The 23,412-nt window shown below is 44.2% G+C and carries 27 protein-coding genes and 2 pseudogenes; 17 read left to right on the top strand and 12 right to left on the bottom strand.

The window, feature by feature from the left end:
- The 5 genes from V6C93_RS19780 to ispD form a co-directional block, all read right to left on the bottom strand.
- Positions 1 to 1,193 (bottom strand): FHA domain-containing protein (locus V6C93_RS19780; protein WP_333478386.1); only part of this gene is annotated, 1,193 nt, incomplete at its 3' end.
- A gap of 12 nt (positions 1,194 to 1,205) precedes the next feature.
- On the bottom strand, positions 1,206 to 1,751 hold the full coding sequence (locus V6C93_RS19775) for an FHA domain-containing protein (protein WP_333478385.1): 546 nt from the start codon (positions 1,749 to 1,751) through the stop codon (positions 1,206 to 1,208).
- Between the two features lie 179 nt (positions 1,752 to 1,930).
- Positions 1,931 to 2,593, bottom strand: a complete 663-nt coding sequence (nfi, locus tag V6C93_RS19770; RefSeq protein WP_333478384.1) for a deoxyribonuclease V — start codon at positions 2,591 to 2,593, stop codon at positions 1,931 to 1,933.
- A 72-nt stretch (positions 2,594 to 2,665) separates the two neighbouring features.
- A complete protein-coding gene (locus tag V6C93_RS19765; RefSeq protein WP_333478383.1) occupies positions 2,666 to 3,823 on the bottom strand; it encodes a class I SAM-dependent methyltransferase in 1,158 nt (385 codons plus the stop codon).
- A gap of 19 nt (positions 3,824 to 3,842) precedes the next feature.
- Positions 3,843 to 4,529, bottom strand: a complete 687-nt coding sequence (gene ispD, locus V6C93_RS19760; RefSeq protein WP_333478382.1) for a 2-C-methyl-D-erythritol 4-phosphate cytidylyltransferase — start codon at positions 4,527 to 4,529, stop codon at positions 3,843 to 3,845.
- A gap of 65 nt (positions 4,530 to 4,594) precedes the next feature.
- Between ispD and V6C93_RS19755 the strand changes: the two genes are divergently transcribed.
- Positions 4,595 to 5,557, top strand: coding sequence for a glycosyltransferase family 9 protein (locus tag V6C93_RS19755; protein WP_333478381.1), 963 nt, complete (start codon positions 4,595 to 4,597; stop codon positions 5,555 to 5,557).
- Positions 5,558 to 5,785: 228 nt separating this feature from the next.
- Here the strand turns inward: V6C93_RS19755 and V6C93_RS19750 are convergent, their stop codons facing one another.
- Positions 5,786 to 5,980 carry a hypothetical protein gene (locus V6C93_RS19750; RefSeq protein WP_333478380.1) on the bottom strand — a complete coding sequence of 65 codons (195 nt, stop codon included), beginning with the start codon at positions 5,978 to 5,980 and terminating at the stop codon, positions 5,786 to 5,788.
- A 174-nt stretch (positions 5,981 to 6,154) separates the two neighbouring features.
- Here V6C93_RS19750 and V6C93_RS19745 point away from each other — a divergent pair, with 174 nt between their 5' ends.
- Complete coding sequence (locus V6C93_RS19745; protein WP_333478379.1) at positions 6,155 to 6,460, top strand: RNA-binding protein; 306 nt, start codon at positions 6,155 to 6,157, stop codon at positions 6,458 to 6,460.
- 136 nt (positions 6,461 to 6,596) lie between these two features.
- Positions 6,597 to 6,803: a 30S ribosomal protein S21 gene (gene rpsU, locus V6C93_RS19740; RefSeq protein ID WP_333478378.1), complete on the top strand. Its 207-nt coding sequence runs from the start codon at positions 6,597 to 6,599 to the stop codon at positions 6,801 to 6,803.
- A 108-nt stretch (positions 6,804 to 6,911) separates the two neighbouring features.
- Here the strand turns inward: rpsU and V6C93_RS19735 are convergent, their stop codons facing one another.
- Positions 6,912 to 7,601, bottom strand: coding sequence for an SOS response-associated peptidase (locus V6C93_RS19735; RefSeq protein ID WP_333478377.1), 690 nt, complete (start codon positions 7,599 to 7,601; stop codon positions 6,912 to 6,914).
- Positions 7,602 to 7,970: 369 nt separating this feature from the next.
- On the opposite strand from V6C93_RS19735, the gene V6C93_RS19730 reads away from it, so the two are divergent.
- The 7 genes and pseudogenes from V6C93_RS19730 (at position 7,971) to V6C93_RS19705 (ending at position 12,556) form a co-directional block, all read left to right on the top strand.
- Complete coding sequence (locus V6C93_RS19730) at positions 7,971 to 8,453, top strand: PD-(D/E)XK nuclease superfamily protein (protein WP_333478376.1); 483 nt, start codon at positions 7,971 to 7,973, stop codon at positions 8,451 to 8,453.
- An 82-nt stretch (positions 8,454 to 8,535) separates the two neighbouring features.
- On the top strand, positions 8,536 to 10,191 hold the full coding sequence (locus V6C93_RS19725; protein ID WP_333478375.1) for a glycosyltransferase family 39 protein: 1,656 nt from the start codon (positions 8,536 to 8,538) through the stop codon (positions 10,189 to 10,191).
- A gap of 305 nt (positions 10,192 to 10,496) precedes the next feature.
- Positions 10,497 to 10,700, top strand: a complete 204-nt coding sequence (locus V6C93_RS19720) for a DUF751 family protein (RefSeq protein WP_333478374.1) — start codon at positions 10,497 to 10,499, stop codon at positions 10,698 to 10,700.
- Between the two features lie 160 nt (positions 10,701 to 10,860).
- Complete coding sequence (gene rbfA, locus V6C93_RS19715; RefSeq protein ID WP_333478373.1) at positions 10,861 to 11,259, top strand: 30S ribosome-binding factor RbfA; 399 nt, start codon at positions 10,861 to 10,863, stop codon at positions 11,257 to 11,259.
- 62 nt (positions 11,260 to 11,321) lie between these two features.
- Positions 11,322 to 11,509 (top strand): annotated as a pseudogene (locus V6C93_RS38790) (beta-glucosidase); the annotation flags it as partial.
- 48 nt (positions 11,510 to 11,557) lie between these two features.
- A complete protein-coding gene (locus V6C93_RS19710) occupies positions 11,558 to 12,034 on the top strand; it encodes a hypothetical protein (protein ID WP_414644214.1) in 477 nt (158 codons plus the stop codon).
- A 279-nt stretch (positions 12,035 to 12,313) separates the two neighbouring features.
- On the top strand, positions 12,314 to 12,556 hold the full coding sequence (locus tag V6C93_RS19705) for a DUF4327 family protein (protein ID WP_333478371.1): 243 nt from the start codon (positions 12,314 to 12,316) through the stop codon (positions 12,554 to 12,556).
- Positions 12,557 to 12,987: 431 nt separating this feature from the next.
- On the opposite strand, the gene V6C93_RS19700 is transcribed toward V6C93_RS19705, so the two are convergent.
- Together V6C93_RS19700 and V6C93_RS19695 are read right to left on the bottom strand one after the other, a co-directional pair.
- Positions 12,988 to 13,380, bottom strand: a complete 393-nt coding sequence (locus tag V6C93_RS19700) for a hypothetical protein (RefSeq protein WP_333478370.1) — start codon at positions 13,378 to 13,380, stop codon at positions 12,988 to 12,990.
- A gap of 152 nt (positions 13,381 to 13,532) precedes the next feature.
- Positions 13,533 to 13,883, bottom strand: a complete 351-nt coding sequence (locus V6C93_RS19695) for a hypothetical protein (protein WP_333478369.1) — start codon at positions 13,881 to 13,883, stop codon at positions 13,533 to 13,535.
- Between the two features lie 229 nt (positions 13,884 to 14,112).
- Between V6C93_RS19695 and V6C93_RS38360 the strand changes: the two are divergent.
- The 6 genes and pseudogenes from V6C93_RS38360 to V6C93_RS19670 form a co-directional block, all read left to right on the top strand.
- Positions 14,113 to 14,214: pseudogene (locus V6C93_RS38360) on the top strand (cation-efflux pump); the annotation flags it as partial.
- A 428-nt stretch (positions 14,215 to 14,642) separates the two neighbouring features.
- On the top strand, positions 14,643 to 16,361 hold the full coding sequence (locus V6C93_RS19690) for an ABC transporter ATP-binding protein/permease (RefSeq protein ID WP_333478368.1): 1,719 nt from the start codon (positions 14,643 to 14,645) through the stop codon (positions 16,359 to 16,361).
- A 449-nt stretch (positions 16,362 to 16,810) separates the two neighbouring features.
- A complete protein-coding gene (gene cbiM, locus V6C93_RS19685) occupies positions 16,811 to 17,566 on the top strand; it encodes a cobalt transporter CbiM (protein WP_333478367.1) in 756 nt (251 codons plus the stop codon).
- A 57-nt stretch (positions 17,567 to 17,623) separates the two neighbouring features.
- Entirely contained in the window at positions 17,624 to 18,010 is a 387-nt protein-coding gene (locus V6C93_RS19680; protein WP_333478366.1) for a PDGLE domain-containing protein, read from the top strand.
- Between the two features lie 18 nt (positions 18,011 to 18,028).
- A complete protein-coding gene (cbiQ, locus tag V6C93_RS19675; RefSeq protein ID WP_414644213.1) occupies positions 18,029 to 18,796 on the top strand; it encodes a cobalt ECF transporter T component CbiQ in 768 nt (255 codons plus the stop codon).
- A 155-nt stretch (positions 18,797 to 18,951) separates the two neighbouring features.
- Entirely contained in the window at positions 18,952 to 19,737 is a 786-nt protein-coding gene (locus V6C93_RS19670) for an energy-coupling factor ABC transporter ATP-binding protein (protein ID WP_333478364.1), read from the top strand.
- A 136-nt stretch (positions 19,738 to 19,873) separates the two neighbouring features.
- Here V6C93_RS19670 and V6C93_RS19665 read toward each other — a convergent pair whose 3' ends face one another.
- From V6C93_RS19665 to V6C93_RS19655, 3 genes are all read right to left on the bottom strand, one after another.
- A complete protein-coding gene (locus tag V6C93_RS19665) occupies positions 19,874 to 20,608 on the bottom strand; it encodes a VanW family protein (RefSeq protein ID WP_333478363.1) in 735 nt (244 codons plus the stop codon).
- A 117-nt stretch (positions 20,609 to 20,725) separates the two neighbouring features.
- Positions 20,726 to 21,430 (bottom strand): class I SAM-dependent methyltransferase, encoded by a 705-nt coding sequence (locus V6C93_RS19660; RefSeq protein ID WP_333478362.1) that lies wholly within the window; start codon positions 21,428 to 21,430, stop codon positions 20,726 to 20,728.
- A gap of 237 nt (positions 21,431 to 21,667) precedes the next feature.
- Positions 21,668 to 22,177 (bottom strand): cupredoxin domain-containing protein, encoded by a 510-nt coding sequence (locus tag V6C93_RS19655; RefSeq protein ID WP_333478361.1) that lies wholly within the window; start codon positions 22,175 to 22,177, stop codon positions 21,668 to 21,670.
- A gap of 750 nt (positions 22,178 to 22,927) precedes the next feature.
- On the opposite strand from V6C93_RS19655, the gene V6C93_RS19650 reads away from it, so the two are divergent.
- Positions 22,928 to 23,412: hypothetical protein (locus V6C93_RS19650; protein ID WP_333478360.1), on the top strand; the 485-nt coding region annotated here is incomplete at its 3' end.

Here is a 23,412-nt window from a genome sequence, read left to right as displayed (position 1 = left end):
ACCGTACCGCCATATTGTTCCAAATATTGATAAACGTGGTCATGGGGTTCGTAAGCATTCACCACTGACTTAAAATCCTGGGTTTTCTCCCGATAGGCTTGCAAATCGGGGAGAAACTTAATCGCCGGATAGCCTGTTGCTAAGTGAACGTAACGAGCAACTAAGAAAGCATGGTTACGGTATCCGGTGGTGGTTCGGGAATAGGCGATCGCATAACGCCCATCGGTTGTCTTACGAATCGCCCGAACGCTTCCATAACGAAACATCTGTTCCCAACCAATTCGCTTTGCTTCGCGATCCAGGGAAGCAAACACATTCTCCGCACGAGGGGTGTAGGTTTGGGCAAACGTTGGTTCCGCAAACACCTGCCACAAAGAGCCGAATGCGGTTCCCCAATGTCCCCGCACCGCATTGTGCCATGCCTCCCGCAGGGCATAGCTAGGCCAACCCCAAATATTATCAGGACAAGAATCTGAATTAGAGCGTAATCGCTCATGCAGGGGAATTTGCGAATTGAGGCAAAGCTGCTTATACCGACTATAGGGCTGTGGAGCAATCCCCAAAGCCGCAATCTGAGAACTCTTCACCCCGGAAATTCTCAATAAATCCGCCCAAACAAAGCTACCCAATCCTGCTCCAACGGTTGCATAATCGACTTCTTCCACCGATAATCCCGTAGCATAAAGGTCTTGTACAGCCACTTCCAATGCCTGAAACACGGGTGGAGGAAAATTACGGGTGGTGGTTGCCACCGGGATAGGTGGGGGTGGACTCGGATCGGGTAACCCGGTATTCGGGTTAAAGACAATCTGTGAATTCCTGGAAGCGGCAGACAGTTGTGTCCTCGCACCAAAAGCGATCGCAATTTGGTAAGGCCCAATTTGTAACGAATCGCCATGAGCCAACAATGTGCGTCCATTTGTAGCAATACGCTTGCCATTGACAAAAGTACCATTGCGGCTGTTTTGGTCGATGACAACTAACGCGCCACTGTCTGTATCAATCAGTACATGGAAGCGAGAAACCTCAAGACTATTGAGCACCATCCGAGAGACAGGACGCCCTTGAATTTGAGCTGGCATGGCATTGAAGTCGCGCCCCAGTGCAATTGGAATAGCCAGCGTCGGTTCTCGTCTCTCTCCGGTGGCAGGGTTATCCCAACTCAACTGAATTCGCAAAGGGGCAGAATTCATGCTTTCCTATCCCTAATTACTGTTAGGCGACATTAAAACACTAGCCGCTGCCGCCAAAGAAGTACCACACCATTGACATCCCCACTCCAATTGTTCATAGGGAGAAACTCGATGACATTTGGGGCACTCCAAACCATAGGAAACAGTACCGGGTGCGGGTTGATTGGCGGCTGCTGGAGGTTGTGGCGGAAGTAAAATGGTTCGCGGAATCCCGTTGTTGGGTTTCTCAAGAGAAATCTCGACGACTTTCAGTTCAAGTTGTCCCAAAGCAATCATGCTACCCTGCCTTAAAGGTACCTCCGCTGCGACAATTTGTCTGTCATCTACAACGGGGGGATTAGTATGACGGAGGTTCCGCAGGAAAAAAGTTTGGGATGAAGGAGTAAAAAAGATTTCAACATGTAGCCCCGATACAGTGGGGTCACTCAACACGATGTCACACTCCTCTGGATTGCGACCAAGCCGAACCGTTCCCGGAGACTTACTAAGCTGTGGGTGACGAATCGTTTCTCGTCTGAGTTGACCAGCTTGGAGCCACTCTAAAGTTAATTCACACATAACCCTGAATTTTGAACCTTCTAATCAGAATTCCAACTGATAACTTTAGAATTCTCATTACGATTCTGGCTAGTAAAACACAAGGTTGACCATTGTCTGGCACGGAACGTAATGTGAGACTTCCTGGAATAGCTCCGGATGAGTACTCCCATTGCCTACGATATCGGTCAAGCTGAGCGCTACCGATTTGATGCCAGTTTATCCGCCCAGCGAGTTGTTTCCGGCAATCGATATTTGGTTATACAGCGCAACGTATAGTCAATCGCCGTGTCTAAACTAATTCGATGCCCCAAAGAGACGTAAAGGGGTCTGACGCCAGTACGCGATCGCAAAACCGCCCCAACAATCCCTCCCTTATACCGCAACGGTTGCCAACTCCCTTTTTCTACGGGCAACTCGTCATGTTTGCCAATCAACAAGGACTTAGCAACCCCAATCGTCGGCATGTCTGTCAGTACCCCCAAATGGCAGGCTAGACCAAAGCGGCGAGGATGAGCTATACCTTGACCATCACACAAGATTAAATCGGGTATTGTACTGACTTGTTCTAGAGCATCGATCACAACCGGCACTTCGCGGAAGGAGAGGAACCCCGGAATATAGGGAAAGGTCGTAGGGCGTCGTGCGATCGCTTGTTCCACCAACTGCAAGTCAGGAAAACTTAACACCGCCACTGCCGCCCGCGAGATGGCATAGTTATCCTCAAACCCAACATCCACCCCAGCCACATACTGCACCTCTCCCAACTGGTCTTCGGTAATCACCTCCGGTTGCAGTTGATTTTGGATGGCGATCGCTTCTTCAACGGTGATAGGCCAGGGGTGGCGTTGGTGAATTTGCATGAGATTTTTTATGGTAGAGGAACAAATCACAAGGCGATCTCTTGCATCATTGAAGATGACACAAGAAAACGTTCATTTTTTACGAGCCAAAAATCGTAAGTAATTGCCCGCCGCAATTTCCGCATCTTCATCAGAAATGACAATTACCTCATAGTTACGCTTCTTAAAAAATTTCATCAAATCATCTTTATGGAAGAAATAACCGATTGGGTTAATGCCCGATGTGAAATAATCTACTTCTTTATGAATTTTTGTCCGATATTTTCCGCCATCGTACTCTAGTATTTCGTAATCTCCTTCAGGCAGCTCATCTGTAGCACAAAAGCCGCCAATAAAAATATTCTCCGACAAGGAGCATAAATTTTCCAAAAACAAAAAAGGAGCTAAACTGTGGTAGTATACGCCATGAGCAAAAACTAAATCGTAAGTTCCGTACTTGAGATGATTGACATTATGAAAATCATCCATTACCAACTCGACATTCTTCCAGCTAAATGAATAGCAAGCAATTAAGGTTTTGATAGCATTTTCCGCTCTAGCTTCTATACAAGTTAAATTCTTAACGCCTAATTTTACTAATCCGGCTGTCAGGCATCCCTCTAAAGGACCGAACTCGATCACCTTTTTTTCGGCTAACGGAAAGACATCATTTAACTTATCAATAGGTCTAAAATAAGTCTCTCCGAGATAATAAGTGGTAATTTCTGTCAAATTTTTCACGTAATAATCGAGGGAGGATTGAGCCATAGGGAGTAGAGTAAACGGCAAAACTAGCTCATAAATACTGGTCAAGCGATTGAAATAACTCTCTTTTAGTTGCTGAATAACCTTCCATTGGTATTCACTCAAGGGAATGTGGCAAATAACAAGCTGTGATTCTTCTGGTAAGCCATTGAGATTTATCTGCTCTTGCCAATCCCATTCTAAAGTTTTTACCTGAATGTTTTTATTGAGTAAAATTTCGCTTAAACCCTTGATTTTTTCTAACTTGCCCAGCAACACAATGGGTTGTTTATGAGTTTGAATTTGGTGGGCAATAAACTCTTGATACGGGGGTATGTTCCATAAATCAGGAATTACTGCATTGGCTTCATGAATCCGCTGAGTATCTGCCACTCGTTGCTTATTTTTATGTGATTTGGCAGTTAACTTATTGCGTAATGCTTCTAAATTCTCTTGAGGGCTTCTTTGATAACTTAATTGCCAGAAGTACTGTAATTTTTTCAACATTGTTGTCTCTCCTCGAACATTACAATCCTAAGCGTTGACGGAGGATAAATTCCGCGATCGCTAAATCCACTGGCGTTGTCACCTTTAGATTCGTCTCCTCCCCTTCCACAATTCTTACGGGCAACTTGCACCGTTCAAACAAAGCCGCATCATCAGTGACTTCCCATCCCAAAGTACGCCCTTTGTCATGGCACTGTTTGAGCAACTGTACATCGAATCCCTGAGGTGTCTGCGCTGCCCACAAGTTCTTGCGATCGGGTGTATCTTGAATTACGCCCGTTTGATCGACAACTTTAATCGTGTCCTTCACAGGTACAGCCGCAACTAAACCTGGACAATCTAGTAGCACGGCGGCACACCGATTCAGGAGTTGGGGGGTGGCTAAACATCTGGCACCATCGTGAATCAATACCCGTTCTGCGTCGGGTGGTAAGGCTTGCAAGCCGTTATAGACGGATTCCTGACGAGTTTCTCCTCCTTGAATCAACTGCACAGGTTTTGAGAGAGAAAGCTCCCTCAGAATTTGCTGAAAGTCAGACTGGTCAGTCGGTTGCCCCACAATGCCGAGCCAGGTAATGCCATCTGCCGCCTCTGCTGCCAGGAGAGTCCAAGCGAGTAGAGGTTTACCCATCAGGGTCAACAGAAGCTTATTGCGATCGCTACCCATACGCCGACCCATCCCTGCTGCTGGAATTATTAAATGCACGATCTTCCTCTTTTCGGTATCCACTCCCTTAAAATTAAGCTGATCAATAAGCTCAATCAATTGAGATGAGAATATTAGCCCTTGTCCCTGGGGGAATTGACGACCAAATTCTATTCTTTCCGACCCTCGATGACCTTCGAGTGTACTACCCCACAGCCGAGATTGATGTCATTGTGGAACCGCGAGCAAAGGGGGCGTATCGGGTTTGTAAGTCTGTTGATGAAGTTTTGACCTTTGATTTCAAAGACCGTAACGGTCTGGCGGATTTTGGCAACTTGTTGGGAATCATCCGCGATCGCGAGTATGATGTAGCCCTGTCACTGGCACAGCGAGGGTCGATAGAGCTGTTGCTCTGGATGTCTGGCATTCCAACGCGAATTGGCTACGAAGATAATGCTGGAAAGTGGTTTCTGACCAAGACTGTGCCCCTAAAAACGGAGCAGTATGCGGCTTATCGGTACCACGACCTGCTACAAGGGTTAGAAATCAACTCCCCCTGTCCAGACCTAGCCCTCAGCGTTCCCAAACAAGATATTGAATGGGCAGAACGCGAGCAGCAACGGCTGGGAATCGCCGAAAGTGGATACATTCTCATTCATGGCGGTTCAACCCAACAGGCTCAGGAGAAAGGCACGGAACAAGTCTACCCGGTTGAGAAATGGCGACAGATTTTGGCAGATATCCAACAAAAGCAGCCGGATTTGCCCATTGTGATGCTTAAAGGCTCTGAAGACACTCAATTTGCAGCTGCCATGCTGCAATCCTATCCTGATTTGAAAATCACCTCACCAGGGGATATCGGAAAATTGGCAGCCATGATTGCTGGCGCTAATTTAATGATCTCTACCGATAGCGCGCCTATGCATTTAGCCGCCGCAGTCGGCACTTATATGATCGCTCTGTTTGGTGCGACAGAGGCGAAAAAGCGGCTACCCCAAAGTGAACACTGCGTTGGCATTCAATCTCCAACTCAGCGGGTCGCCGATATCAAACCTGAAGACGTGTTACAGCAAATTTGGCGTGGCTAGACCAGCGCTATGCCTCGATCAAAACGGTATCTTAAAAATTCGTAGTTGGTAATTGGTAATTCGTAATTAACGTTCCGATGAGGATTGATACCTTCCTCATCCTTACCCACGTCTCTGGTCATCTCCGATTGAACCTGGGCAGCCTGTAGAGGTCAGGGATTCTAACCTGCCTTTAATTACGAATTACAAATTAATAATTACGAATTATGTTGTTTTTAGTAAAGGGTGTTACAAGTTCGTAGGGGGAGCAAAGTTAATCTTTCCATGAAAAGCGATCGCAATGAACATTTTGCCTGTCCAATTACTGTTAGACAAGGCATAGTTCTTGAGCGATCGCACTGTCGTGATTGGGATATGAATTGTGTCTATAACTAGGCTGGCTGACAACAGCTCCAATTGCCCTCGTACAGTTGGTTCACCCAATTGGGTGAACCTGTTAAAAATTTGCGCCCAAAAATCGATATGAGTTGCAAGATTTGCTAAATCCTGCTATAATCTAAACTCAAGGATTATATTCGGTTGAATAGTTTGTTTTTATCAGATGCAAACCTGTCTCCGGATCTAACTCTCTACACCCTCTGATTTCGGAGCTGCTCTATGTCAATCTATGTCGGCAACCTCTCCTATGATGTCACGGAAGAGGACATAAGAGAAGTGTTCGCCGAGTACGGAACTGTAAGTAATGTTACTTTGCCTAAAGACCGAGAAACGGGTCGTAAGCGGGGTTTTGCTTTTGTAGAAATGGGAACATCCGATGAAGAAACGGCTGCGATCGAGGCTCTGGATGGTGCCGAGTGGATGGGGCGAAATCTTAAGGTAAATAAAGCTAAGCCTCGTGAAGAGAACAAACCCTTCGGTGGTGGTAGTCGGTCAAACAACTTCAAATCTTCTCGACGCTACTAAGGGTTGAGAGTAAAAATGGAACTCTAAAGTCTGAAGGGCAGACTCTCTGTCTGCCCTTTTTTGCTGACGACTGCTTTGCTTGATTGCTCACGCACGACTCTTGCTAATCATTAACTCAATCAGAGGAGGAAACAGGATGGCCCAAGTGATCAGAGGCGAACACGAAGGGATTGAGACAACCTTACGTCGATTTAAGCGAGAAGTTTCCAAAGCGGAAATTTTTCCGGATATGAAGAAGCATCGTCACTTTGAAACGCCTATTCAAAAACGCAAGCGCAAAGCAATTGCCAGACAAAAGCAGCTTAAGAGAATGTCTCGCTACAAAAACAAAAGACGTTATTAATTAAGCTCCAGTTAGATGCATACAGCTTACTCTCTCTACCGCTCTCCCGCTCCATTGTTCAAGGAAGTATAGACGTAGGGAGTTTAGTCATTGGCACGCCCTCTCCCTCTATTGTCCTAATGGGATTTTAATGCTCTCGATACACTCCGCACGATCATTAGTGGGCTTGTTCACTGTTTGACTAACCGGGTAAGCCGCCATTTCTCCTGTTGGGTAGGGATGCAACAAAGGCTCCAAGAACTCCCGCTTTTTCACCTCTGGGTTAAGCCACAAATCATAGTGCATTGGGTCAAGAATCACCGGCATTCGGTCGTGGATAGGGCACATCAACTCATTCGCTTCTGTCGTCAGAAGAGTGCAAGACTCAATTGTCTCATTATCGCCATCTTGCCAACGTTCCCACAAACCAGCAAAAGCAAACGGACGCGCATCCTTGAGACGGAAATAATACGGCTGCTTTTGTTTTTTGCTCTCCTGTTTCTGCCACTCATAAAAACCATCTGCTAGTACCAGGCAGCGCCGCTGTCGGAATGCACTCCGAAATGCTGGTTTCTCAGCCACTGTTTCTGCTCTGGCATTGATTAGCCTTGCCCCCATTTTTGGGTCTTTCGCCCAACTCGGGATCAGACCCCAATATAACAGCTTAAACTGCCTGTCATTGTGTTCCGGAGTTTGCAAAACCGTAGCAACCGACTGAGTAGGCGCAATATTGTAGCGAGGTGTTAGGGAAGGAACCGCCACCTGAAATGCCTGAGCGATCGCATCTGCTGGCTGGCTCTGACTAAATCTTCCGCACATATTTTCATCCTATAGCCTATATAACGAAGTCGATACGCTATCAGTATAGTATTTACGTACTATTAACGACTCAGCAGGAGGCAAGGAGGACAAGGGAAAAGTATCTTAACATTTACCCCTCAAATCTACTTTGACGCTCCACTAAAACATCTACAAGATTGGACGGCTCCCAGGAGAGATGACTGGCTTCGGTAGAATAACCCAACAGGGTAGAGTGCGCACTTAAGTCCTCTACTGATGACAACTTATTGTTTCTCTAACCTCATAAAAAATGAGCGAACCGTAAGTTTTGAAGACTAAAAACTAGAAAAAGAGTCCTGATAGAGGTAATCTTTTTCTAGATTCTCGCCCTCTTACTCAGAAAGAACCATGAATCCGGGTGGTAGAGCCGTCGTTTCTGGGAATGTTTTAGAAAAAACTGTTGAAACAATTTTACAAGTACATGGGTATATCGACATCTGTCGAGATTTGCCTAAAAAACGGCGACGAGATTGGCTTTTCTACTCAAATGAGCTACCCAAACGATATGCCAAACAGGTTTATATCGGTTCTGGGATTTATGGAACAGCTATTTACGTAGATTTTTACATTTTTAATTCTGTAGCCATTCCCAGCGGTATGATTATTGAGTGCAAATGGCAACAAGCTGGTGGTTCAGTGGATGAAAAGCTCCCCTATCTCAATCTAAATATACAAACCTGCTATCCCTCTCCTACTGTTGTATTAATTGATGGGGAAGGGATGAAAAAGGGAGCCATTAATTGGCTAACAAAACAAGTAGATTGTAATCCAAATTTAATTGCCGTGCATAACTTAACCCATTTTATAATTTGGGCTAATAACCATCTATAAAATAAGAATAAATTATTTTACAATCTAAGTTTAATAGCAGCTGCTTATACATCCAATAAACATCTTAAATCTATTGAATAGCATGGAATTATTAACGAATTTATCGCATGAACTACTATATTCTTCAATTTTGTATGTCTACTTATCAATAGCCTTTATTTATTTATTAATCTCAATTTCAACCTATAACTTGCTTCCAAGAAGATTGCCTATCCCTAATTTAAAAATTAGTCTAATTGCTTCTTATGGAATAATTATAAATTACATATTTGTGTTAATCATATACGCTACACATAGCAATTTCTTCGATCATGCCGAGGCTAATATAGCAACTGTTTCTTGGCTGTTTCAAATAGGCAAGCCTATATATCATGAATTACAATCGGCTGAGCGATACACTATACCTTATGGCCCAACGCTATATATTATTAACGGATTTTTTTTGAATTTATTTAATCCAAGTATATTTTCGGCAAAAATTGGTGGTATTTTGGCAGGTGGTCTGAGTCTTCTGCTAATATTTTATACTTTAAAAAACTTGGTTGGTTCTAAAATATCAACTTTTTGCTTAGCTTATATAAGTTTAAATTTTATTGCAATTTATGTTTATTTTGCAGCAGCCACTTTCTGGAATAGAAGTGATTCTTTCCTTCTGATGTTTGTAGCCCTAGCTTTGTTTGCAGTGGTTAGAACGAATTCTCCGATAGCTATTTTATTAATTACTTTGTCAGTAGGTATTAGTATCAATTTAAAAATACACGGCGTTCTTTATTTTTTACCTATTTATATTTTGTTATATTTTCGGCATGGAATTTACGCCACATTAGTCTCAGTCCTGGGGTCTTCAATTCTGGCTATGGCTCCGTTTATTTCTCTGCAACAAGTATCTCTCAAAAACTATATCCTCTGGCTCAGTGAGTTTGGCAAGCAGGGCATTTCATTTACTCTATTCAAGGGAAATATAGTCTGGTCTATATACTTGTTTGCTCCTGTAGTATTGATATTAGTTTATTTGGCAAATTATCATAAAAATGATTTTTATATTTTTATAAAAAAACATAATATATTTTTACTTTCTCTTTTAACAAGTCTTGTTATTGTAGCATTTATAGGTTCAAAAGCAGGTGCAGGAATGAACCATTTAATTCCATTTTTACCTTTAGTTTATTATAGTTTTGCGTTAGTATTGAAATTAATCATCAATCTCAACCAAGCTACGAGAGCTCGAAAAATAAACAAGTATTATTATTGCGCCTATATCAGCTTGGTCTTGGCGTTATTGACAGTGACTGCATTGAGGGGAGTATTAAACGAAATCCACCTCATTCATCTAGCGAATAAATACAATAATGAGCCTGCCCAGGAAATTCAGGAAATAATCAAAATGTATCCTGGTTTTACTATTGGAATGGGTTATGGAGGAGATTATGATTTAACTTATTATCGACCCCTTTTAGTCTACGAGGGAAATCCTTACTTAATTGATGCGGTTTCTGTGATGGATGCAGAATACTTAGGGAAGAAAATTCCGAATGAGACCTTGAAAGCCCTAAAATCATGCCAAATCAAGTTATGGTTAATTCCTAAAGGTGGTTCCCCCTTCCAGCTCGATAATTACTTTAATCATCGTCAAGTATTTAATCAAGAGTTTAAAAATACTTTCTTGTCAAATTATGACCGGAGAGAAGAATCTACTTATTACGATTTATGGCTTTGTAAGAAAAGCAAATCTAATTAAATAAAGTGGAGGTTTTGAATTATAAAACTCTCCTTTTTTTAGGGCGTTAAAATTTAGTCTTGGTTCAAGGGCTGATTGGCTTAAGTTTTTGCATTCCATGATTGATGCAAGTTTCAAGCAAAAAGATAATAGACAGTAATATGGCTTTTAGGTAATACTGACTTCGGTAGATCGACTCTGTATGCAGGAAGACTACCGCTACAATGGCGGCTGTGACTGCAAACCACTCCAGTAACCTGTTGGCTTGTCGATCACGCCAACAGGTGGTACCACTAAAAAATAAGATAGTAAACTTTTTCAAGAAAATGAAGGATTTTTTCGTAAACGTTTCTCGTTACGCCCGCTACTTTGTCACCATCACCTTAGGGATCTTCTTCTTTTTGTTTGAGCGACTGAAGCCTTTATTTTCACGACCTCTCACAGCGATCGCCTTGATCGGTCTTCTGATCGGAGGCTTCTGTTTCATTGCCTTCACCCTCCGCGCTATGCTAGGGTTGAACCCGGTTTAAATTAAGGCAGTCTACATTACTCAAAAGCTAGAGGAAAGCGCTAACCCCCTAATCTCCCTTTGGGCGGACGTTACACGAATTGAATACCTGTAAAAATTGGTCGGATCAACTTCTATAGCTGGTTGGAAGCGACTGTCTGTACTGTAACAAAGGGGGCGTTATGCCTACAAGTCGCCGTGTTTCTCGCGTTGCCTCGCTGATTCAACAGGAAGTCAGCCAAATGGTACTCCACGAAATCAAAGATGACCGAGTGGGGGCTGGTATGGTTAGCGTTACCTATGTGGACGTTTCTGGCGACCTCCAGCACGCCAAAATTTATGTGTCTATCTATGGCACCGATGAAGCAAGGGCTCAGACAATGGCTGGGTTAAAGTCAGCCACAGGTTATGTCCGCCGCGCATTGGGTCAACGGATTCGCCTACGCCGAACACCAGAAGTCATCTTTATAGAAGATCGAGGGTTAGAACGAGGCGATCAGATGTTGTCACTCCTCAATCAGCTTAGCGAAGAGCGTCAGAGCAAGGATCTGGAAGACGATATCCCTGAGGCAGAAGATTGAAGCCTGCACTGAAACCACTACCGGACTTCAAAGACCTCTCTCTTGAAGAACAGGTCGCACAGATGATCGTGGTGCAGGCGTCTGGCTACCTGTTCGATCACCAAATTCAGTACCAGCTTGGGAACCTCCAGCGCGGCAGTTGCAATATTGGTTGCAAGAGTTGGGCCTTGGGGGCGTGATTTTGTTGGGAGGGAGTGCTGGAGAACTCGCCCTTAGGTCGCAACAACTCCAAGATTGGGCAAAAATTCCCTCCACTACCCTCCATACAGCGGCGAGAATTCTGCAAGATTCTCAGCTAGTGGGTGGTTCCCTACCTCTGTCACTAGACCCCACCGACAAACACACTCGCCAGCTATGTAACCTGATTGTTGTGGATGATCTATTAACTTGTGACTTTTTAGGTGGGAATGCCCCAGCAGTCACAATTCCTCAAAAATTGGGCTACGAGCTTCAACTCGTTGACTGTCATACCCCGAAGCTACTCAAAGAGGTCGATCATCCCATTGCTAGCCGAGCGACTTTGGTACAATTATTCCTTCGGGGTAATCCGTTTCGGGGTAGTACTGGACTATTACCAGCCGCAGAACAATGGTTTAAGACACTCCTAAGAAACAATAATTTACAAGCTCTCATAATCTATGGCAGCCCTTATGCCTTAGAGCAGCTTTTGCCTGACCTGCCACCGACTACACCCTATGTGTTTTCATATGGGCAGATGCCCCAGGCTCAAGCGATCGCTCTTGAAGTATTGTTCCGTAATCACTCCCCAGATTAATACTGTACCCAGTTTATTTAAGTCTTGTTAAGATTTTAAAATTATTTTGTACGCTCTCAGATGGTAGGTACGGTAGGCTAGTTGGCTATAAAGCTTATGGAGCCTAAATTTCATCCCTGAGAGAGGTCGTCCTTTCTTTACTTGTTCTTAATCTTTTGCGATTCTTATTCAAAAAGAGAATTTATTCGTAACTTTCTATACGGAACGAAATTTATTTTCACGCTAGCGAATATTCGATTATATTTAATCGTAGCTTTGTTATTTCCCTGCCTATTACCCATGAGTATCAACACCGTGCCTTCTACACCAACTATCCAGTACTCGATCAATGTCATCCAAGACGAAGCCCGTCATCTAGTGGAAAAAGGAATCATTAGCCGCCAGCAGCCTATCTACGTCCTTTGCCAGTACATTCCCGCACGGGAGTGGGTTTGTGTAGAGTGTGAGCTAGAGCGCTGCGACTTTTTGCTCAGAGACCGCATTGGCGATTTGATCGGTTCTGAAGAATGGGACAATGATTAATTTTTTTTATAAGAAGGAGAAGGCAAACTTATAACAAGGAATAGCGGCCTAGTCCTTGGCAAATCTTTTAGTAGCTAAGCATAATCAGAAAGACTTTTAGGACTGCCCCAATCTAGCCCCAATCTAGACAAGTGTTCCCTATTCGACTCCTCGGTAAAAAGCTAGGGTTGACGCCCTTGTTGTTTTTCTCCTTCTGTTTGTTAATTCTTCTGGCCTTTTCCCAGTATCTACCTCAACGGAGAGTTCATGTTTAACTCAAGCCTAAGGCGATACTCTTAGCCAGTTTTAATCCCCCGAATGTGGGAGCTATTGAGTACGTGGGGGTATTGAACTTGCTTATAACTACCATAATGCATGTAGCGCCATAACCTGTAGGGTTTGGCGCTGTGTTTTTGTGGTTTTAGCTAAATACTGACCAACTGAGCGCAAGTCTAACTATCTGAGCCAGAGTTACGCAACTTCTCTAACTCAGTTCGGATAGCAGCAATCTGCGCCGTTAGTTCTTCTATTTCCAACTGCGCATTGGGTGAGGCGGCGGTTGTCGGTGGTGCAGTAAACATCTCGTTCGATGTTTCTGTGGCTGACGAACGCCCTGGATCACTTTGCTGCCTCCATATCTGCTCAATAAAGCTCCGGGCTTCTTGCTCAGTTATTGCTCCTTTCTGAGCCCACTCAGTTACCCGTTGACTTAACTCTAACCTCAGCTGAGACAAACTTTCTTCACGCTTTTGAGAGTCGCCAAGCGTTTCGACAAGGGATGTTGTTGCCCCCAACGAGACACGAAATCCAGTTTGTAGTAAATCTAGGAGATTGTTGGAGTTCATCTAAGTATCCAGTCCGGTTGATCGAATCACTTCGTTTATAATCTATCGTTTTTGATGAATGGCTAAGAGGAGAAGGTGATTAGTATCCCTGAACTCTTATCGTAAGGTGGGCATTGCCGAGTCACCTTCAACCTATGTTCCAGCTAGAGTCGTCAGCCGACTTGCTCTAAGTACTGGTTTACATCCTCAATCACGCGAGTCAACTCAGCTTCTGTAGTCAGGCGGATGCGATCATCTCGGAGTGTGATTAGCACTTTTGCCGCAAAAGGACTCGGCCAGATGTTGGGATTGCAGAAAATTTCCAGAAAGACATCCCCGGAATATCGGTACTCCATTGGTTTTTGGGGAGTGGGTTTGCCGCCGCCTCCTACTGACTGGGTAGCGGCTTTCAGGCTTTGCATCAATTGAGCGATCGCTTGCTGTAAATCTTGTGCTGCATCAGCCGTGAATGCAAACGAAACAGAACCTTCAACAAGATTGAGTTTTAGCGACGTGGGATTCATAAGCGATAAATCTTAATAGTAGAAGTTTAATGCAAGAAGTTGTAAATGAGTTCCTGGAAAAATTTACCAGACAATCGGACTTATCGGTACATCATTATTAAAAATACTCTCAACAAGTCCCCCAATTTTGAGAATACAAGAGAAGTCTCATCCCTCAACAGAAGGATGTTTCAGGCATTTTAAAGATTAAATTAAATGCTAGGGATATTAATTCAATGGGGTGGGATCTGTGGTGCAAGACAACCGCTCTGAAGTTCGTAAGGTGTTAATGATTACCCTGCTGCTCAATCTATTTGTGATGAGATTAAAGGCCGTTGTGAGGTTTTGGACGCCCCCTAAATCCTGAGAATGCTTCACTGCGTTGAAACGCCGACTTCTTCATTGCGTCTTCACATTTTTGTGTTTATCTATACTTATCTCCTTTATATTACTTGACGCTGCAATAGTAGGCTGGCTAAGCTGTATGAACTGTATTCAATTTGTCATCTATCTTTAGATAGGTTTTGCAAAAGATGGCCGTCTGACTTTTCCGACTAAATCCTGAAACCATCTTCAGGGCTATGATTCTTCCACAAGATAATTCTCATTAGCGTTTAGTTAATGAGAAAAACTGACGGGGGAATCAGGCTGATGCATGGTAGTTCGGGGAGCGATCACAAGCACCAAAAAGAGCCCTGAGAAAGCCAGATGGGTTAGAAAAACCAACCCCTGAAATCATCTAAAGCAAGTTTTACCCACCCTAGATTCCAATAGGACAAAATGAATCGATTTAAGTCGTATTCAAGACAGTTTGTGCTGCTCGTAAAACCCTACTTTTTTTCAGAAGAGAAATGGGGCGCAAGGTGTCTGTTTGCACTGGTCATGGTGCTGATGCTGAGCTTCAATGTCTTCAATGTAGTTCAAAGCTTTATTCTGCGAGATTTGATGACTGCCGTCACGGAAAAGCAAACATCAAATTTTTATAATAATGCGCTGATGTTATTGGCTTCCTTTGCCTTGTTTACACCAGCCATGACCTTTTTCTTATATAGCCAAAATTTGTTACAACTTCACTGGCGCAGGTGGTTGACGAATCATTTTTTGAATAAATATTTCAGCAATCAGGCATTTTACAAAATTAAGTTAAATGACAAGATTGATAACCCAGATCAGCGTATAGCTGAAGACCTGAATACTTTTATCAGGCAAAATATCGATCTTTCGGGACTCCTGCTGACCCACAGCGTCACAATACTTTCTTTTAGCGGAATTCTGTTCTCGATTGATAAGACTCTAGCTATAGTTGTAATTATTTTGGCGTTTCTGAGAACGGCAATTACTCTATTAATAGGTAAGAGACTGAGTAAACTGAAGTTCAGGCAGTTGCAACGAGAAGCTAACTTTCGCTATAGCTTAGTCCATATCCGAGACAATAGTGAGTCAATTGCCTTTTATCGAGGAGAAAGCCGTGAGAACGCCACAGTTATAAAACGATTTAGTGAGGTGCTTGATAACTTTAAAAGTACTATTGACTTGCAACGGAACCTGATGTTTTTTACAAAAGGAACCGAGATGATATTTACCAATTTACCTATAATATTTCTGGCTCCTCGCTACTTCTCAGGTCAAATAGACTTCGGGCAGATAACTCAAGCTGCTGGGGCTTTCGTTTCAATTTTGGCTGCTCTTGGGTTTATTGTGGATAGCTTTGAGCTGCTGAGTAATTTTACGGCTGAGATTAATCGTTTGGGGACGTTTGACGCGGTACTCTCCAAGCAAAAGGCAGCACCCCAGCTAGGAGTACCCACGATTAATATTCTGGAAGATGACTATCTAGCCCTCCAGCACGTTACCTTGGAGACGCCTCACTATGAACGAACCCTAGTCAAAGATTTATCCTGTAAGGTGCCGCACACTGAAGGAGTCCTGGTAGTGGGGCCTTCGGGCGCGGGGAAGAGTTCGTTAATGCGAGCGATCGCAGGATTGTGGAATGCGGGTACGGGTTGCATTATCCGCCCCAAATCAGAGGAAATGCTGTTTTTGCCCCAACGTCCCTACATGATTTTAGGGAATCTACGCAGCCAGTTGTTGTATCCCACTACCAGCAGTGAAGTAACCGACAAACAACTGCAAGAGGCACTCGAACAGGTCAATCTTGCCCATTTATCCGAACGAGTGGGTGGGTTTGATGTGGAGTTGGAATGGGCTGATGTTTTATCTCTAGGAGAACAACAACGATTAGCCTTTGCCAGGTTGCTGCTCACTAAACCCCGCTATGCCATTTTGGATGAAGCCACCAGTGCGTTGGATGTGGGTAACGAGAAACGTCTCTATCAGTTACTCAAAGAAACAGGAACTACTTTTATTAGTGTTGGTCACCGCCCCACCTTGGTGCAATATCACGAGAATGTCTTACAGCTAGTTGGTAATGGGAATTGGCAGCTCCTCTCGGCTCAAGAGTATTGCAACTCCAGCTCTTATAGCCCTGAGTTTGCCTGAAAAGAGCGATCGCGCGTTAAATGCAAGACCCCCATGAGCTGACGCCCACAACAAACAATCAAAGACTCTTCCCCCTGTTTCAAAACAGACTTAGTTGTTTTCTGGCTGAATACACCATCTTCATTGGGGCTCTTGCATCCTTGCCCCTACATTTCGCGGATAGGATAGCCAGTTGCGTAAGTTTTAATATGTGGCGAACTACTAGTGCGCTAGCCTGCGATCGCTTAGCTCCAGCATGGTACTTGAGTGACTGATTGAGCGTATTACAAAGATTTATGGAATAAAACCTCTCTCTCAAGGCATAATGGAATAAAATCGTCAATTCTAAAGAAATTATCTAGATTTTGCTCAAAATCCCCCCCTACGGGATTGCATTTTAGAGGCAGGACAGGTTCTATTAGAGGGTTACGTTTACTGAAGAATCTGGCTGCCAAGGACAGTTTTTTATCATGGTTATAGTTGCGCTGCACAGCCTCTCATCCAACGGATTGCTGCATTGGATGATACAGCCGCAGTTAGCCATGCACATTCCAGATGGCTTCTTGAACTTACCCATTAGTTTAGTTACTTGGGTGATTGCGATCGCTCTGATTGCACTCTCTCTAAATCGAGCACAGGCAGAATACCAAGAACGAGCTGTACCCTTGATGGGGGTATGCGCTGCCTTTATCTTTGCTGCACAAATGATTAATTTCCCCATTCCCGGCGGCACCTCCGGTCACCTCTTGGGTGGAACGTTAGCGGGAGTCTTGTTAGGCCCTTGGGCGGGTTCACTGGTGATGGCGGTCGTATTTATTGTGCAAGCGGTTGTGTTCCAAGATGGTGGCCTCACGGTGCTAGGAGCCAACATCACCAACATGGGACTGATTGGCACATTTTGCGGATACTATCTCTATCGCACGATTCGTCAGGGTTTGGGTCGTGATACCTGGAAGGGAATGGCGGTTGGTACAGCCGTTGCGGCTTGGACAAGTGTTTTTATCGCTTCAATTTTATGTGCCGTGCAAATTGCCCTATCCGGAACCGTACCCTTTGCAGTGGCGATGTCGGCAATGGCCTTCTGGCACTTGCTGATTGGGATTGGAGAAGCGCTGATTACGTTGGTAACGGTGAGTTTTATTTGGCGGACTCGACCTGATATGCTCTACAATCCGCCCCGTAAGCGGAGAGCATCGGATTCGCGTTCAGCGAAGCTGGTGCCGTAGGCAATCGCTCGTGCAGCGTTAAAGACTTTGTATAAATTAGATAGGGATTAAACGGATATGAGTGAGAACCTTTCGCCCTCGCGCAACCGTGCTTTTTTCATTGCTGGCTTAGGTGTAGCCCTGCTGATTGCAGTTTTCCTCTCTCCCTTTGCTAGCAAAAACCCCGATGGCTTAGACCGCGTTTCCCAAGATTTAAAGTTTGACCACAAGGCAGCGGAAGATGCACCAGCCAGGAAGTTGCCTTTTGCTCATATTTTTGATGAGTATGCCCTTAAAGGCGTACCCGAAGCTGTGGCGACTCCTTTAGCAGGTTTAGCTGGAACCTTAGCAACGTTTGGCTTAGCTTGGGGAATCGGCAAACTGGTTGTTCGAGGTTCGGGTTCATCATCTAAGGATGAGCAGGCATCCCCTGATTCAGAACCTTCAGATCAACCACTCGATTAGTTAGGACTTAAGTGAATGTTGCTGCACATAGGGGCGTTTCATCTCGATATTAATAGCAAGCAAACGACGCTATGGCACTTATTAGCCCCCCGTACCCGACTTTTGTGTACGCTGCTCATGGTATTTACGATCGCACTCACGCCCAATGGACGGTGGTGGACTTGGGCAATTTATGGCTTAGGTGTGCTAAGTATTATTTTGCTGAGTCGGGTGACTCTACCCGTTTTGCTCAAGCGCATCGCCGTTGAGTTTGCGTTTGTTGGAGTTGTGCTGTTGGGCACGTTATTTAGAGAGGGCGGCGAGGTACTTTGGTCTTGGGGTGTGCTGAAGATTACAAGCGTGGGGTTAACGGTGTTGGGGAGTGTTACGCTCAAAGCCTTACTCTCCCTGATGATGCTGAATGTATTAACCCTAACCACTTCCATTCCAGCATTGCTAAATGCCTTAATTGCGCTGCGAATTCCTCCCTTGTTAGTCGCGATTTTGGCATCTATGTATCGCTACATCAATGTCTTACTTGAAGAGTTTAACGCCATGCGGCGGGCGGCAGCGTCTCGCAATTTGAGTGCTAACAATCGATGGCAGCGCCGAGTCATTGGCAATATGATGGGTTCTCTGTTCATCCGCACCTATGAACGGGGAGAGCGAGTTTATCAAGCGATGCAGGCACGGGGTTATCAAGGCGTGCCGATTGTCGAAAAAGTACCATCCGGTGGACGACTGGATGTCATGGCTTTGACTATAACTAGTATTTGGATACTGTTGGGGCAAGCGGTTTACCTTTAATGTCGGCAGAAGGTTCCCGCTATTAACGGGACGGCATACCCTCGTGTAGCAATAGCGAAATAAGGAGCTATGTTCAGGTTGTAGACCACACTGAAGCTCTCACTCCAAACAGCATTTTATACCTCCAAAGCACAATTCTTACGTTCAAAAGCCTCATGCATCATAATCCGATCGCAATTGAAAACCTTAGCTATATTTACCCGGATGGCACTCATGCTTTAAGGGGTATTAATCTTTCAATCAAAGCTAATGAAAGGGTAGCCTTAATTGGAGCTAATGGTTCGGGAAAGTCTACCTTACAACTCCACTTAAATGGACTCATTCTGCCCCAGGAAGGAACGGTGACGGTTGGAGAATGGTCTGTCACGCAGGAGAATTTACGAGAGATTCGGAATTTTGTGGGGTTAGTCTTTCAAAACCCCGATGATCAGCTCTTTATGCCTACGGTTTGGGACGATGTAGCGTTTGGCTCGATGAATCAGGGTTTGCGAGATGAAAAACTAATTGATCGCGTTTGCCAAGCGATGGCAGCGGTTGGTATTGACCCGGATTACTATGGTCAACGCAATACAGATAATTTATCAGGGGGGGAGAAGAAACGAATTGCGATCGCGGGTGTTTTAGCGATGAAGCCGCAGGTGTTAGTTTTTGATGAGCCTTCTGCTCAATTAGACCCCCGTTCTCGTCGTCAGTTAATTAATTTATTGCACAGTTTGCCGTTAACGCAACTGATTGCAACGCACGATTTGGATTTGGCTTTGGAACTGTGCGATCGCACGGTTGTTTTAAGTCAGGGAGAAATTGTATTCGATGGGAAAACTGAGCAAGTCATGAGTAATCCAGAATTTTTGGAGCAGCACGCTTTAGAGTCACCTTTGAGTTATAGTCGTCCCTATTGTCAACTTAGAGATGCACCTGTTGCAATGGCGCTAATGAATTAATTTCAACTTTTGCGGGTGTTTTGTAAGTCTATTTTTAACTAATCACATAGGCACAGAGAGAGAAGAAGATTTGAGGGTTGAGTTTTTCGTCTTTACAGGAGTTGGCAGACAAGATTTAGCTAGCAGGATGAGAATTTCATGTTAATTTTTCATAAGTTGTGGTATTGATGACTTCAAACGTAGGATTTTTTGGAACGAAACGAACTGTATCTACTTTAGCTCCACCGTCAAACTCTTCTACCTTAAATTCAATTCTATATTCAGGAATAGGTTGAGGTGAACATAAAGCTGCCCTGATTTCTTCTTCGTGCATACTAAACCGGAAACAGACAGGAATCAATAAGTTATTTTGGAATCTAAAATCTTTATACCCATAAACAACAGTCGCATCAGAGCCTAAAGGTGCGAATCGGGTTGACTCTGTATAAATATCATGAGAATGGGCATGTCTTTCTAGTGTAGTAAGCCCAGCTTTTAAGGTTAATAAATAGAGCAGTCCTGATAGTTGACATAATCCACCACCCACTTCAGCTTTCAGTTGATTAGCTACTAGCGATCGCCCTTCTCGATAACCTCTTGCTCGGTCAGGTTTTCCCACGAGATGCCAAAAGGAGAAAATTTCACCCGGCTTTATCGCTACATCTTGAATCCTTGCGATCGCTAGGTTTAAGTTGTGTTTTTTATTTTCCGAATGCTGGGTTTGCTTGATGGCTTGGAAGATACTAATTTTCGGTTGGAATAATTTTTTCTCTTCGTCATTGATTGGATGAAAATTGACAAACTTATCTCGTTGATTATTCACCCAATCTAAATGATATCTTTGGAACAATTTCAAGTGTAATTTTAATTCAGATGGAATTAGCTTTTTCATGCCCAATATTTACGAAATGGCTCAATGATTGACCTTCAATCTCAATCCAACTTCATTCCCTTTTCTAGGAAATAAATCTTTAGGGTAGATTCGGAGGATAGGAGATTGGATTCTAGCTCAGAGCTTGATGAGTTTAACGAAGTAATAAGAGGACACTAATTTGAGAAAGCTGTGACTTAAAACTTTATCTACAGGCAGCAAAAGAGGACGAGTTACGTGAGGGAACCGATGAATGGGGAGGAAATTAACGCCAACTAATTCTTTTACCTGCCATTTTCCGGTACAGATCTGATGAATATCCTTCAGGGAAAAAGAAGTGGCTCCATGCCAGTCTTCCGTCTTATAAGAAATAAGCTTCCGACGTAAAGCGGAGGGAATATCGAAGATTAACATTCCATTGGGACGGAGTATTCGATAACATTCATCCACAATAGCCTGAATTTTAGCTTGGCTTAAGTGCATGAAAAGATGTAGGGAAAAAACAGCATCATACTGACCCGACTCAATGGGAATATTGGAAGCTGAGGCTTGTATAAATTGTTTATCCGGATATTTAGCTCTGGCAACTTCAATCATCTTGGGGCTTAAATCAAGTCCTGCTGTCGCAAAAGAGAGAAATCTCCCCGTTCCACAGGCTAGATCGAGTACAGATTGTGTTTCGGAGCTACCCAGCCAACGGCTTAAAATTGCCCGCTCCTGGCTGTGAATGTAACGACCATAGCTATTGTTGAAACGGGAGCGATCATATTCTGAAGCAAGGTCTTCATAATAGAGCCTCAGAACTTCATCTTCGCGATCGGGATGATTGGGTTGCTGGAGCATGAGTCAATGGTTTAGCGGACTTTTAAGGTTTAGTCAGTTTTACTTAGCGATTACAGTCAGAGTTAGGAAATCCAAGGACGACTGGACTCGCGATTCCCTTATCAACTTCAACGCTGACAACCTAAATTCCGGGAGGCTAAACATTTAATTTATATAGTCTGGACGGGCTTGCCGCCTTGCCGCCCAGCCCAGAATCAATCTACTACTGATTGAGTTGCAAGCCTCATGTGCAACAGATTATTTAACTGTAAACTCAGTTTTCATACCCGCCTGGAAGTGTCCGGGTAAATTGCACACCAGTAAGTAGCGCCCTGGCGTGAGAGTGAGCTGGAGAGTCTGTGTTGCTCCACTTGTGAGCTTACTTTCGCTAATTTCACCCAAGTTCTTGAGTCCTTTCGCGTCTTCATCCAGACTTCCTCCCTTGAGTGGGAGTTTTTTATTGGGAAGGTCGTTTTTCAGGACTACAAACTCGTGTGGCTTTTTACCTTCATTTTTCACGACAAATTCAACAGGCCCAGCGGGAGCTGTCGCTGACGAGAGTTGAAACACCATTTCCTTCGCCGTAACGTTAATCTTTGTTCCCTTAGCGGTTTCCTGGGCTTTTGGGGAACTGGTGGCGCTTGGGGAAGCCTGGATTGGTGAATTATTCGGGGAACTGGATTCAGCACTCTTGTTGTTGGAACAGGCAGCCAGTGAGGATAGGATGGCACAGATAGTCAGAGCTTTGAGCAGATTTTTTGTTCTCATTTATAGTTCTTAGACGCAATTGTTCGGAAATCTATACGCTGGATATGAAATTGCCATGACTAGGGTATGAACTTCCCGTGGCATTCTCCGTCAGCCTGATTCTCACCACGTTGGCTGGAAATGAGCGGTCAAGGCAACAAAAGCGACGTATGATTCGCTGCTCTCACTCCTGCTTCAGCCGCTACGAAGAGAGTACGATGGGCTTGGCTTGTGCGTTAGACTTCGTTTCGCTACGCTAACATGCGATCGCTCATAGTGTACTGTCCCTTCAAGGCGATTGCCCCAAAGGGGCAGCCTTTGCGCGATCGCAGCCCAGTGATCATCCGAGACTTAGCCATCTCCCTCTATGCTTCTCTCCACAGCTCCCTTCTGGGAGGCTGATATAAAAGCAATATTGAAAACTGATTGCAAGAGATTGACAACACACTCGTAAATTACTATGCTTTTTTTGCAAATGAATTGCAGTAGTCACCTAAGACTGCCGATTTTCAGCTTGGCAGTGCTGTAGTGGCTTAGCGGAAGAATAGGCTCTTTTTTGAGTAATAAAGGCTAGAACATCTAGTCTTAAGCCATTCTTTGTCGATTTTAGCTTTTTAAGGCCGATAAATCGCTAAAAGATTAACAAATTCGTATTTTTTACGAGTCAAGTGCCATAACTTCTTACGAGAAATTTACAACGATTAATGCGAAATTTTATCAATTTGTTAATCGTTGTTGTTCACAGTACTTTACACAAGGAGGATTCCAAGGGTGCAAGAGTCACCAGTGACTGTTTCACGCGATTTCCCTAAGCAACTAGATATCGCCCAAGTCTGTGTCTATGGACTCAGCATTCTATCTGCGGGGTTGTTTCTCTTTTTGCCGTTCTTCAACCTATTGCATCCCAGTCCCTGGCAGCGATGGATGGGTACGATTCATGGCTGTGGAGCTTTACTGGCAACAATCGTGGCTGTCTATGCAGGGCATTTAGCATTTCCTTTACTCAGGGGCGTCAGTCATATCCTGCCCCAAATGCGTACCCTAACTTTTTGGTCAACGTTGCTCGCGTTTTTGGCGATCGCTTCTGGTAACTGGGCTTACATGCGATACCGAGCTGGAATGGATTTTGGTGGTGCCCGCGCTTGGCTCAAAGAAAACACACCCTTAGCCCAGTATGTACTCATGGAGTACCACGAGTTCAGCGTACTGTTTACAGTACCCTTGGGAGCTGCTTGTACCTGGATTTTGTGGAAGTA

Source organism: Allocoleopsis sp. (genome assembly GCF_036703385.1).
GTDB lineage: Bacteria > Cyanobacteriota > Cyanobacteriia > Cyanobacteriales > Coleofasciculaceae > Allocoleopsis.
This window is presented reverse-complemented; position numbering and strand designations above follow the sequence as displayed.